Genomic DNA, 12,927 nt, shown 5'->3' with positions numbered 1-12,927 from the left:
TTACTATTTATACAATATAGGAAAACGGAGATTGTAACTTCTGGCTGTATATGTTCAGTTCCGGTAATTTTTCCTTGAAATATTCTGCCATATAGGTTACAAAAATATGCTCCAATCCATAATGTCCTGCATCTAAGATACTTAAGCCTCGGGCTGCTGCGTCGATTCCCGTATGGTGGTCAATATCTCCCGTTATCAACACCTGGGCACCCTTTGCAATCGCTTCATCCACTTCACTCTTTCCGGAGCCGGGGCAAATTGCTGCACGCTGTACCATGCGGCTGGTATCACCAAATACTTTTACCGCTTCTGTCTGAAACCGGCTTCTTACAATCCTGCCGCAATCCTCAAGGCTTATCTGCTGCGGCAGCATTCCTACTTTACCGATACCACAGGATTTTCCCTGCCACTCCCCGGTTACTTCCAATGGTTCTGTCTCCATTAGTTCCATGTAATCTGCTGCAAGGTCCGCCATGACGCAGATATCAAAATTCGTATGCATCGCACAGTAAACCATATCCTGCTGTGCCAGTCCGTAAATTCTTCTGCCGATAAAATCACTGGTAAGAATATTTTTTATTCCACCAAAGATTAACGGATGATGCGTCAGTATCATATCAGCCTTAAGTTCTTTTGCTTCCGCAATTACTTCATCGGTTGCATCTACCGCCAGATAGATACTGTTTATCTCTTTCCCCCATCTGCAGACCTGAAATCCTGGATTATCCCATTCACAGGCCATTGCTACAGGAGCAAGTGTCTCTAATATTTCCCGTATCTGTTCACACTTCATATATTTTCTCCCATGATACGCTCTGCTTCTTCTATCATTGCAAGTTTCTCTTCCAGTTCTTTCTGCCGTTCAAAGCGTCTTGTACTGCCATCTTCTTTCTGCTGCAATTCATCCTGTTGCGTTGCAGATTGTTGCAGCAATTCTGGTTTCTGCAATACAGTTTGCTCCGGCATAAGCTTCTGGATTTCAAGTTTCTTTAAGATTTCCGAGAACTGCTGTCTCTGTTTTGTTAAATATTGTTTTAATATTTCATTTTTTGTCTGCAATAAATATCCACCATAACGAAAAGCAACATCCGTCAACGGTGCTGCTTTTCCCGGTACGCATCTTAACATCACGTAATATTTGCCTTCTTCTTCCACCATATCTTCTTCTTCAATGTGAAAGCCTTCCGCATAAATATAACGGCGTACCTCTTCTATTTCAGACTGTGGCTGTAACACAAGATTATTCATCTTCTTCCAGACTTCCGGATGCTCTGCAAGAATCCGTTTTGTCAACGCTCCACCCATTCCGGCGATTACCACGCCATCGGCTTCGGATGGAGCCAGTGCCGTAAGTCCATCGGACAATCTGGTTTCTATGTAATCTTCTAAATGAACTTCCCGGATATGCTCCTCTGCCCGAAGAAGCGGACCCCGGTTCACATCCATTGCAATGGCATGCCCAATACATTCTGACTGAATCAGATAAATCGGAACATAACCATGGTCACATCCTACATCTGCAAGGCAGGTGGTATTCTGAACCAATGCTGCAACTGCCTGCATTCTTTTTGAAAGTTTATTCATATATTACTCCAGATAGTCCTTTAATTTGCGGCTTCTGCTTGGATGACGCAGTTTACGGAGTGCCTTTGCTTCAATCTGACGGATACGCTCCCTGGTTACATTGAATTCTTTTCCAACTTCTTCCAGTGTACGGGCACGTCCATCTTCCAGACCAAAACGAAGGGTTAATACCTTCTGCTCCCGCTCGGTCAGTGTTCCAAGCACTTCCTCCAACTGCTCTTTTAACAGGGTAAATGCTGCTGCATCAGCAGGTACCGGTACATTATCATCCTGAATGAAGTCTCCTAAATGGGAATCTTCCTCTTCACCGATTGGAGTCTCTAAAGAAACCGGCTCCTGGGAAATCTTTAAGATTTCGCGTACACGGTCTACCGGCATATTCATTTCTGCTGCAATCTCTTCCGGGGTCGGTTCACGTCCCAACTCCTGCAGTAACTGTCTGGAAACGCGGATCAGTTTGTTGATGGTCTCAACCATATGAACCGGGATACGGATGGTTCTTGCCTGGTCTGCAATGGCTCTTGTGATTGCCTGACGAATCCACCATGTTGCATAGGTAGAGAACTTATAGCCTTTCCGGTAATCGAATTTTTCAACGGCTTTAATCAGACCTAAGTTACCTTCCTGAATCAGGTCTAAGAATAACATACCACGTCCTACATAACGTTTTGCAATACTTACCACCAGACGAAGGTTGGCTTCTGCCAGACGTTTCTTTGCTTCCTGGTCTCCTAATTCCATTCTCTTTGCCAGCTCGATTTCTTCTTCTGCACTTAAAAGAGGTACTTTACCGATTTCCTTTAAATACATACGGACCGGATCCTCAATGGATACGCCGTCCGGTACCGATAAATCAATCTTTTCTACCTCTACCTCGTCTTCGTCATCTAAGATGATATCGTCATCGATATCGTCATCATCCATGATTCGAAGCACATCAATGTTATTGGTCTCAAGGAAGTCTAAGATTTTCTCAAACTCATCTGCATCCAGTTCCATGTCCTTGAAGAACTCGCTGATTTCCTGATACTCAAGGCTGTTCTTTTTCTTCTTTGCCAGTGCAAGGAGTTCCTGGAGTTTTTCCTGCAATTTTGCTTTTTTCTCCTCAATGCTCATCTTTTCGTCTTTTGCTGCCGGAGCACTTTTTGCAGCTTTTGTTGTCTTTTTCGTAGTCTTTTCCATCTTTTCATCCATTTTCTTGTTCATCCTCTCATGATTCGTCATATAAACGGGACTAAATAGTATTTTGTCCTCAATCTATAGAAATATGCATTTTCTCCATATTCTGCAAGGTTCTCTTATCTGCCACAATCTGTTGCAAGCCCTGTATATCCGTAGGTTCTAAGTGTGCCGAACGGCAGGAGATGCTGTTATCCTTCACCCGCAGAATCGTCTCTTTTAACGCCTTATCCCGCTCTGCAGCAGAATCTACTTCATGGATTCTCGCATGGAAGAGCTCTGCAACTTCCCGCTGTTCCTCTTCTTCTGCAAATAAACTAATAATCTGTGCCGGATTGACAGTACCCGACTTCTTCTGCTCATAAAGAAGCTCTGCCACCTTACGGAAAATGTCTTCCGTAAAATCTTCCGGTGTAATGATATCTTTGATTTTATCGTACAGATTATCATATTCTATGAGCCAGGTCAAAAGCAATTTCTGGGACTGCTTCATGCCGTCCTCTTTCTTATGCTTCTTCTCATTCAGCCCACTCTTAAGCGGTGTCCGCTCTTTTACAAGTCCTCCCTGGGTGCCCAGCTGGTTTACCAGATTCCGGAGTGCTTCAAAGCTCATATGATATTTATCCGCCACAGCTTCCATATAATTGTTCCGTTCCAGTTCCGTGGTAAAATCAAGCAGTTTCTTTGCCACTTCTGTCTGGAATGCGGTCTTTCCTTCCGGGTCCTTCATATCATATTTCTGCTCTAAAATCCTGATTTCAAACATAAAGCTGTTTTCTGCCGCATCAATCCGCTTCTGGTATTCTTCCGCTCCAAGTGCCTTGATGAATTCATCCGGGTCTTTGTACGGCTTCATGTTGATGACTTTGGCAGTCAGCCCTACTTCTTTTAAAATCGGGATTGCACGAAGTGCCGCCTTAATTCCGGCGCCATCGCTGTCGAAGGTAAGATAAACCTCCTTCGTATATCGCTTCAGCAGACTGGCATGTCCACTGGTAAACGCGGTTCCTAAGGATGCCACTGCATTGTCAAAGCCTGCCTGATGCAGCGCAATCACATCCATATAGCCTTCACATAAGAGCATCTGCGGTTTCTTGGTCTGTCTTGCGAAATTCAATGCATACAGATTCCGGCTCTTATCAAAGACTTTGGTCTCCGGCGAATTCAGATACTTCGGTTCGCCGTCTCCCATGACTCGTCCACCAAATCCGATTACTTTATTATGCACATCCATAATCGGAAACATGGCACGATTCCAGAATTTATCATGTCCACCCCGGACTTCGTCAATGGACACAAGACCGGATTCCTTTAAGATTGCATCATCATATCCAAGCTTTCTTAAATAGCGGTACAAATCATCACTGTATTTATCCGAATAGCCAAGCCCAAACTTCTGCATGGTGGCATCCGATAATTCTCTCTTTTTAAAATATTCATACGCCTGTTTTCCGTGTCCACTCCTCAGCAGCATATAATAATATTTGCCAGCTGCCTTGTTAATCTCTAACAGAATCTGGCGTTTGTCTGCTTCTTTCTTTGCCTGGGCACTCATTTCCTGCTTCGGCAGTTCGATTCCGGCACGCTCTGCCAATGCCTCCATCGCTTCCGGGAATGAAAAGTTCTCATACTGCATCAGAAAAGTAAATACATTTCCGCCTGCTCCGCATCCAAAGCAGTAATACATCTGCTTATTCGGTGATACGGAAAAAGAACCTGTCTTTTCATTATGGAAGGGGCACAGTCCAAAATACGTGCTGCCTTTTTTTGTCAACCGTACATATCCGGAAATCACATCTACAATATCATTTCTGGAACGTACTTCTTCTATTAATTCATCTGAATAATATGCCATTCCTTAATTCACCTGCCAAGCCTCGGTACAAAATATTCTGAGAATTTGGCAATTGCATACTGGTCGGTCATTCCTGCTATATAATCACATACTACCCGTTCTTCCTCTTCGCCTTCTGCAATCATATCGGTATACTGCGCCGGCATTGTCATCGGATGTTCCATATAATATGTAAACAGTTTGCTGAGTAAGCCTTCTGCCTTTGTCTCTTCGCCTTTGGCAATGGAATTGGTATATACGCTTACAAACATGAACTTCCGTAAATCCTGCATTGCCTGGAAAATTTCATCGGACATAATGATATCCGGCTTATCCATGCTGTTGGTAATAATATCATGAATCAGTGTATCCAGCCGGTCTGCCGAATTCTTTCCCAATACCTTCCGTATCTCAATTGGAATATCTTCTTCCACCATTATCTTTCCACGCACCGCATCATCGATATCATGATGAATATAGGCGATTTTATCGGAGAAACGGACGATTTTGCCTTCCAGTGTATGCGGCATCGTACTGGTCTGATGATTTAAAATGCCATCCCGCACTTCCCAGGTCAGATTCAGTCCCTGTCCGCCTTTTTCCAATTTTTCTACGATACGTACGCTCTGTTTATTATGTTTAAAACCACCGGAGCAAAGTTCATTTAACACCCGCTCTCCGGCATGACCAAATGGCGTATGTCCCAAATCATGCCCTAATGCAATGGCTTCCACCAGATCTTCATTCAGCCGCAGTGCCTTTGCAATGGTTCTGGCATTCTGTGATACCTCTAAGGTATGCGACATACGGGTACGATAATGGTCACCCTTCGGTGTTAAGAACACCTGCGTCTTATTCTTCAGACGGCGGAATGCCTTACAGTGGAGAATACGGTCTCTGTCTCTCTGGTATACGGGACGTATATCACAAGGTGCCTCCGGATAATCCCGTCCTTTGGAATTCTCGCTTAATGCTGCATAAGGCTTAACATCTCATGCTCCATGCGCTCCATCCGTTCCCGAATTGTCATATCCTTATCTTCTCCCTTCCTGTCACATCACCATTTCATGATGTAAATGCACTGCCATCATCTTTACCATTATGAGGACGTCATTCGACCTCTGCTATTATAATTCTGTGTCCACCTTCAAATTTCCTTTATTTTTTACAAAATTTCATAATATTTTTTCTAATACTTTCCAATGCGCTTCGAAATCGCCCTTGCTACCTTATAAACCGGATTCTCCATCTTCTTTGCCACCTGTTTTAATTCCTGCCGGATGGCAATGGACTGCGGGCAGTGTTTCTCACATTTTCCGCACTGACGGCATTTTGAAGCATTGGTCGGATTTGTCTTTAAAGTGGTACACATAATATATGCCTTCATACCGGAATAAAAGCTGTCGGTATAGCGTGTATTATATGCTGCAAAACAGGTTGGAATATCTACTCCATGCGGGCATGGCATACAGTAGCCGCAGCCGGTACAAGGTACCTTCATATGCTGGTTAATGGATTTCTTTACCTTTTCAAAGATTTCCAAGTCTTTCTCTGTTAATGCATCTGCTGTGGCATCCGATGCTATCCGCACATTTTCTTCTACCTGTGCAATATCATTCATTCCGGAAAGTACCACAGTTACTTCCGGATGATTCCATATCCAGCGGAGTCCCCATTCTGCCGGGGAACGATGTGGTTCTGCGGATGCAAATATGGCTCTGGCATCCTTTGGCAGTGCGTTGACCAGTCTTCCTCCCCGCAGCGGTTCCATGATAATCACCGGAATTCCCTTTGCTGCTGCATATTTTAAGCCTTCTGTTCCTGCCTGGGTATGCTCATCCATATAGTTATACTGTATCTGGCAGAAATCCCAGTCATAAGCATCTATAATCTTCTTAAACTGATTTGCTCCTCCATGGAAAGAAAAACCGATATTTCCAATCTGTCCTGATTGTTTCTTCTCTGCAATCCAGTCCTGTATACCAAGTTCTGTAAGACGCTCCCATGCTGCAATATCATTTAACATATGCATCAGATAATATTCCACATGATCCGTCTGAAGGCGTTCTAACTGCTCCTTAAAATACCGTTCCATATCCCCTTCTGCTTTTATGTAATAATGCGGCAGTTTGGTTGCAATCTTCACTTTATCCCGATAGCCTTTTGCCAAAATTTTCCCAGACAGGCTTCACTTCCACCGTAAGTATATGCGGTATCAAAATAATTGACCCCGGCTTCCACTGCCGCTGCCATCTCCCGCTCTGCCTTTTCCTGGTCGATTGCGGTTCCTTTCTTAGAATAACGCAGGCAGCCATAGCCTAAGATGGACAGCTGGTCTTTGTTTCCCGGATTTTCTCTATATTGCATGTTTATTCTCCCTTGCACTTGTTGTTATGGCTGCTGCGAAATGGAAAATGATAATAAGGATATCTTACCACTGCTTTGACGGGATGCGCCTTTTGTTCACCTATAGCGAATACCACTCCGGCTGCAAGGGGGTCTAATAATTTTAGGACAATTCTTTTATATATGGCAAACGGTGCAAAGTCACATCCATGTTCCTCTGCACCTCGCTGGTACATCCCTGTACCAGCGTTGCCTGGTATTACCAAAATTCTAAGAGCCCCTAGCAGCCTGCGCAAATGTATTCGTCTACAGGCGAACAGAAGACTGCATCCTGACAAGTATTAAGAAAACAGACATCCCTATTTATCATTTCTCCATTTCGCAGTCACCGATTCTGCATAAGTTGCCGGGTGATGATATTTTCATACCACCACCCGGCACATATACTGTCATTATAAAGCTATCGGGAAAGTTTTGCAAGAATCACTCCCGCTCCTTTATCTTTTTAAATCCATCGGTCATGTCATAGGATGTAATGTTATCATAAATCCAGAGGTAAAATACATTGCCACTATACATTCCACGGACATTCTCGTAATTGGCTCCGTTAATACCCGGAATTTCTGCCTGTTTCTTAAAGGCTCCGTTTTCATAGGAATATATCTGATAGGTCTGTTTTATTCCGCTGCCGCTATAATCCTCACAAACCAGACCGATTAAATTCTTATCCTTTGAAATGATGACACTCTTATAATCATATAATGCTTCGCTATAATCTACATCCTTTAATACCAGCTTTGCCTCTTCGATTACTTCTCCCGGATTTTCTATATTAAACATGGAAATCTTAATGTTTTCTATATTTCCGGTCTTCTCATCAGATTCGTAGCCGATTCCCAGTAAGTGTGTATCATCCCAGAAATGCAGATATTCGGAGAAGCCGGTCACCTTGAGTTCGCCGATAATTTCCGGTTTTGCCGGGTCTGATAAATCCACGGTAAACAGCGGGTCGGTATTCCGGTAGGTTACAAAGTAACCAGTGTTTCCCATAAAGCGGGCGGCATAGATTTCTTCTCCCGGTGCAATGCCCGTCAACTGTCCGGTTAATTTCAAGTTCTCATCCAGAATATAAAGTGCATTCACCTCATCCTCTGTACTATAATCGGTGGTCAATACCCTGAGATATCCATCACTGGCATTGATTGCAAAGGTATCTCTGACATAACCCCTTACTGCCGTTGCCGCCACACCACTGATTCTGCCCTCATCCAGTGCAAATTTTGCAATATTGGTAATCATTGCCCCATCATAATCTTCCTCATATAAATACAGGGCATCTTTGCTGATATAAGTCTGGGCATATCCAGAGATTACAAGCTTACTGTCCAGCACTTTATCCGGCTTATTTACATCCAGTGAAGAAACCAGTATACCACTTTCTCCTGATGACTCCGGCAGATAAATTTCACCGGCGGCAACCTTTTCTCCATTTACCTTCGGAATCACTGAGGTATATTCCTTTTCTACATATCCCACCACATCGGATGTCATATGATACTGTGTAAAAAGATAGACTACATCTCCGATTTTCCGGGAAGTATTATAATAACCATCCTGGATTAATCTTCCTTCAAATTCCGGATTCCTGCGGTCTACGATACTGTATACCTGAATCTGTGTGGTGCTTTTTCCATTCATTTTATAGCAGAATGCACTGTCTTCAGAAGCATCTGATACAGCAATTTCTTCATCTGAGCTTTCTTTATCTGAGTTTTCCTTATCAGAGCCAGCTTTGCTGCTTTCGCCCAAGGATGTCTCATAGCCCTGCACAACCAGAATCAGCTGGTCTCCATCCACATAAATTTCCATCACCCGGTCTGCTGCGCCACAGTCTTTCGGGAGAAATCGTGTTACTTCTTCTAATTTTCCATCCCGGATATCCGTTATAACAATGTATTTATCCTCTACCGTATAAATGTAACTGCCATCAATTTTAGCAATATCACTCTCGTCTACACCTTCCATCTGCAGATTTGTCGTAGAATAATCTTTTCCGCCTTCCTTGCTGCTCTCCAGCAAATCGGCATCGGCACTTCCGTACTTAGCTTCATCACTGTAGTAATATTCGTCACTGCCGGAATTCATGCTCCCGATGCAGCTTCGCTTGTCTCCGCACTTGTTTCCAGATCTTCTATCCAATTCTGCTGATACCCCTTAAGAAGGGTCTGATATACCTCCTTATAATCCGATGCAGGATGATACATTGTTCCAAGAGCTGCCACATCCACATACCCTGTTTCATCTGCTTCTCCCACAGTCTGCTGCGTATCTGTCATTGCTACGGAATCCGTCTGCCCTGTACCGGAATTCTTATCGAAACGGGTCACTGTTATATAAATTCCGCTGCATACTACCAGTGCCAGCACTGCCACCATACTTCCAAGTCTGCGCCATGGAATTATTTTCTTCGATTTTTTCGGTTCCAAGTGCTGATTTTCCTGCTGCTGTTTTGCTTTCTGTTCCTGTAATTGTTTTTCTATCTGTTCCGGTTTCAGAGTCTCTGGTATCTCTATCTCTTCCGCCGCTTTTCTTAACTGGGTTAAAATCTCCTGTTCATTCATACCGTCACCTCCATCTCATCTGAATTTTCTGTTGTTTTTCAGACTTTTTGCATATCTTCCGTTTCTCACTTCCAATATTTCTCCACCATTTTCTTTATTCCCCGGCTCTCTTTTGAGCGGACGGTATTTTCGTTAAGGTCTAACAGTTTTCCGATTTCCTTGCTGCTATACCCACAGAATAAATGCATGGCGATAATCATTCGTTCCTCGGAAGGCAGCTCAAAGAACAGGCTCCGCACTGCTGCATGCTCATCCATTCCGGATTTTCCCAGATGCTCTAAAAGCTCCGGTGTCAGCTCTTCCGGACGGGTCGCATACTCTTTTAATTTACGTTTGCACTTATTACTTAAAATACGGAATATCCACGCCCGGAACGCTTCTGTCTTTCGAAGCTCCCCGATTTGTGCAAATGCATCTGTCACGGTATCGCTGACCACATCCTGTGCATCCTGCGGATGCTTCAGCACATATAACGCAAAGCGATACAAGTCCTGATAAACGCCTTCATATAATTGTGCAAATGCACCGGTATCCCCACTTTGTGCCCTGCACACCAGCTGCAGTTCCTGCTCCATATGCTCACCCTATACCTTCCTAAGTCCTTTCCTTTGACCGGTCTCATATATATAGTGTCGCTGAATTCCATTCTGTTGCATATATTTTTAAATTTTTAAAAATAGCAGTACTCTTCACCGAATACAGATGCTGTCTAAGTGCTGTAAAGGGCACTAAGAATTTCGAAAAATCATTTTTATATCCGGCAACCGGTGCAAAGTCACATCCATGTTCCTATGCACCTTGCCGGCACATCCTTGTGCCGGCATTGCCTAATATCTAACGAAATTCCAAGTGCCCTTAACAGCCCTTAAAATGCATCTGCACTTCGGCGAACACTCCTGCTATTCTTCAAAATTCAAAAAAACATATTTATAACTGGCTGATTACCAGCACATCATTTTCACGAATCACAGTATTTCCGTTCGGTATCACAACCTTCTCATTCCGCTTTAGAACAAGAACCAGCTTCTCTTCTCCCAGTTTTATTCTGGATAATGGCTTTCCAATCCACTTGCTGTCTTTTTCGATTGGGATTTCTGTCAGACAGATGCCAAGATTTTCTTCCGGAGATAAAGCACTTAAGACAATCTTGTCTCCGGCAAGCACTACCGTGTTGCCATTTGGAATGATACGCTCCTCGCCTCTTAGAATCAGCACCAGTAATAAATCCGGCAGGGAAGTAAGGTCTTTTATCTTGCGGTTCTCCCATGGATGTCCCGCCTTGATGCTGATTTTAACAAACTCCACCGGCATTTCATCGGAGTAGTCACTGAAGGTCTTCATGACGTTGCCATTTTCGTCTATCATGTCAAGCTTCTTTGCCACCAGTCCAAGCAGTGTACCCTGAATACTGATAGAGAACAGGACAATGAAAATAACTATGTGGAACAAATCATTTTTCGTATATGCTGGGCTTACTGTTGCCATAATTGCAAATACTATGGATGCCGCTCCACGAAGCCCCGCCCAGGACACCAGAAGCTGCTGCTTTACCGGGCAGCGGAATGGCATCAAGATAGCAAATACAGAAACCGGCCTTGCCACAAATGTTAAAAATACCGCAATTGCCAGTGCAATCGGCAGTATCTTCGGCAGCTGGGATGGATATGCCAGCAGACCAAGCAGGAAGAAAATCAGCATCTGCATCAATCCGGTGATTCCGTCAAAGAAATGCACCAGTGATTTTTTGTGATGAAGTGGAGTATTGCCAAGGATAATTCCGGCAATGTATGCTGCCAGATAACCATTTCCATTTATCATGGATGCCCCGGCGTAGGATACCAGTGCCATACTGAATACAAATATCGTATCAAATCCATCCGTTGCAAAATTCACTTTTTTTAAAATGAATGCTGCTGCCAGTGCCACAACTACCCCCACTAATATGCCAAAAATAATCTGCGAGAATATCATGACAACCAGCGAAGAACCACTTAATTCTCCGCTCATTATTGTTAATATAATTACGGTCAGCATATAAGAACATGGGTCATTACTACCGCTTTCCACTTCCAGCATGGATGCAGTATTGTTCTTAAGATTCAACCGTCTGGAACGAAGGATTGAAAAGACCGATGCCGCATCCGTAGAACTGATTACAGAGCCAATCAGCATACTTTCCCAGAAATCCATTTTCAATATAAAATGACAGAATGCTCCGGTTGTTACTGCGGTCAGTATAACACCCACTGTTGATAATAATACTGCTTTACCAGCCACCGGCTTTGCCTGTTTCCAGTTGGTTCCAAATCCACCGTAAAACATGATAAAGATTAAGGACACCGTACAAATCTGTTCGGCAATCGTAAAATTATCAAAAGGAATCTTTAAAATTCCATCTGTTCCAAACATCATGCCAAGAAGAATATATGCCAACAGCATTGGAATTCCCAGTTTGTTGGACATTTTATTCAATGACAGGCACAATAAAATCACTGCTGCTACCAGTAAAATATAACTTGTCATAAATACCTCTCTTTCCTGTTTTTATTTACCTGTTGCTCTTACGTCTTCTTCTATCCCCTTTTCTTTTATTACCTCTACCTATTCCTTCTTTTCTTCTGCCTCCATGATACTTCCTGCCTTTACCAGTCCTCTCTGCAGTGCATCCCTTGCATTCTTCCAAGGCTGCTCCTTATAACGGTAATCATTCTTACAGATGAACCATTCTAAATCATCCCGCACCCTCTCATATCCGTTAATAAAAGTCTCATTTAAAGTCATCAGAAATTCATTCAGGTATTTCTTACCCATATATTCCGGGGCACCGGAAAACAGAACTTTATAATGATTTACACAAAAGCCTTTGGATGCTGCAAACTGTTTGCGGAAGTCCTCTTCTTTTTCATATAAATAGTAAATGGTATTGATATAATTTGTAAAGCTGTGATTAATGTAATCACACACAAAGCACTTTTTCTCTTTTTCTTCCACAAAGGTAATCACCGGATGGACCGTCTGGCTCTTTTTCCTGAAAAGTACAGCTGCCTGAGGCAGTGGTGCTTTCATTGCTTTTTTTAACTCCTTAGCTGTCTTATCCATATGGGTCTTTAACATCATGGCAAGTCCTAATTTATTCGGATATTCATATAACATTTCCAAATGCTTCTGACAGAAGCCCTGTTCATCGCTCTGCTCCCGGATATCTTCCTCCATATAACTTGCACCCGGTCCAATGGTATAATTGATAGCATTTTCTTCTAATTTCTGATACATTCTGCAGACCGGACATTCGCTTTCCTCTGCAAATGCATCCTGTATTGGTATCGTATAAATCTCTGTTTTCATTTTAATCTCCTTAAAGAT

General features: G+C 43.1%; 11 protein-coding genes and 2 pseudogenes. All 13 read right to left on the bottom strand.

Features of this window, described 5'->3' with window-relative positions:
- Positions 1 to 7 precede the first annotated feature (7 nt).
- Positions 8 to 793: a Nif3-like dinuclear metal center hexameric protein gene (locus DW059_RS05290; protein ID WP_117698072.1), complete on the bottom strand. Its 786-nt coding sequence runs from the start codon at positions 791 to 793 to the stop codon at positions 8 to 10.
- Complete coding sequence (locus DW059_RS05285; protein ID WP_117698071.1) at positions 790 to 1,584, bottom strand: tRNA (adenine(22)-N(1))-methyltransferase; 795 nt, start codon at positions 1,582 to 1,584, stop codon at positions 790 to 792. Before DW059_RS05285 ends, DW059_RS05290 begins: the two co-directional genes overlap by 4 nt.
- A 3-nt stretch (positions 1,585 to 1,587) precedes the next feature.
- Complete coding sequence (gene rpoD / locus DW059_RS05280) at positions 1,588 to 2,700, bottom strand: RNA polymerase sigma factor RpoD (protein WP_117698098.1); 1,113 nt, start codon at positions 2,698 to 2,700, stop codon at positions 1,588 to 1,590.
- Positions 2,701 to 2,836: 136 nt separating this feature from the next.
- A complete protein-coding gene (gene dnaG, locus DW059_RS05275; protein ID WP_117698070.1) occupies positions 2,837 to 4,618 on the bottom strand; it encodes a DNA primase in 1,782 nt (593 codons plus the stop codon).
- Between the two features lie 3 nt (positions 4,619 to 4,621).
- Positions 4,622 to 5,627, bottom strand: a pseudogene (locus tag DW059_RS05270) (deoxyguanosinetriphosphate triphosphohydrolase).
- Between the two features lie 159 nt (positions 5,628 to 5,786).
- The gene (locus tag DW059_RS17070) at positions 5,787 to 6,065 is read right to left on the bottom strand and encodes a 4Fe-4S dicluster domain-containing protein (RefSeq protein ID WP_334294164.1); all 279 of its coding nucleotides are present in this window, start codon (positions 6,063 to 6,065) and stop codon (positions 5,787 to 5,789) included.
- 168 nt (positions 6,066 to 6,233) lie between these two features.
- A pseudogene (locus tag DW059_RS17065) lies at positions 6,234 to 6,964 on the bottom strand (aldo/keto reductase); the annotation flags it as partial.
- Between the two features lie 2 nt (positions 6,965 to 6,966).
- Positions 6,967 to 7,209, bottom strand: a complete 243-nt coding sequence (locus DW059_RS05260) for a hypothetical protein (protein ID WP_117698069.1) — start codon at positions 7,207 to 7,209, stop codon at positions 6,967 to 6,969.
- Positions 7,210 to 7,426: 217 nt separating this feature from the next.
- Positions 7,427 to 9,142, bottom strand: coding sequence for a beta-propeller domain-containing protein (locus DW059_RS05255; protein WP_147326026.1), 1,716 nt, complete (start codon positions 9,140 to 9,142; stop codon positions 7,427 to 7,429).
- Complete coding sequence (locus DW059_RS05250; RefSeq protein WP_117698067.1) at positions 9,085 to 9,564, bottom strand: hypothetical protein; 480 nt, start codon at positions 9,562 to 9,564, stop codon at positions 9,085 to 9,087. The genes DW059_RS05255 and DW059_RS05250 overlap by 58 nt, the downstream gene beginning before the upstream one ends.
- 65 nt (positions 9,565 to 9,629) lie before the next feature.
- A complete protein-coding gene (locus DW059_RS05245; protein ID WP_117698066.1) occupies positions 9,630 to 10,139 on the bottom strand; it encodes an RNA polymerase sigma factor in 510 nt (169 codons plus the stop codon).
- 352 nt (positions 10,140 to 10,491) lie between these two features.
- Positions 10,492 to 12,087 carry a potassium/proton antiporter gene (locus DW059_RS05240; protein WP_117698065.1) on the bottom strand — a complete coding sequence of 532 codons (1,596 nt, stop codon included), beginning with the start codon at positions 12,085 to 12,087 and terminating at the stop codon, positions 10,492 to 10,494.
- A gap of 78 nt (positions 12,088 to 12,165) precedes the next feature.
- Positions 12,166 to 12,909, bottom strand: coding sequence for a DUF6062 family protein (locus tag DW059_RS05235; protein WP_117698064.1), 744 nt, complete (start codon positions 12,907 to 12,909; stop codon positions 12,166 to 12,168).
- Positions 12,910 to 12,927: the final 18 nt, after the last annotated feature.

It is taken from the genome of Roseburia sp. AF42-8, from assembly GCF_003435965.1.
Taxonomy (GTDB): domain Bacteria; phylum Bacillota; class Clostridia; order Lachnospirales; family Lachnospiraceae; genus Roseburia_C; species Roseburia_C amylophila.
This window is presented reverse-complemented; position numbering and strand designations above follow the sequence as displayed.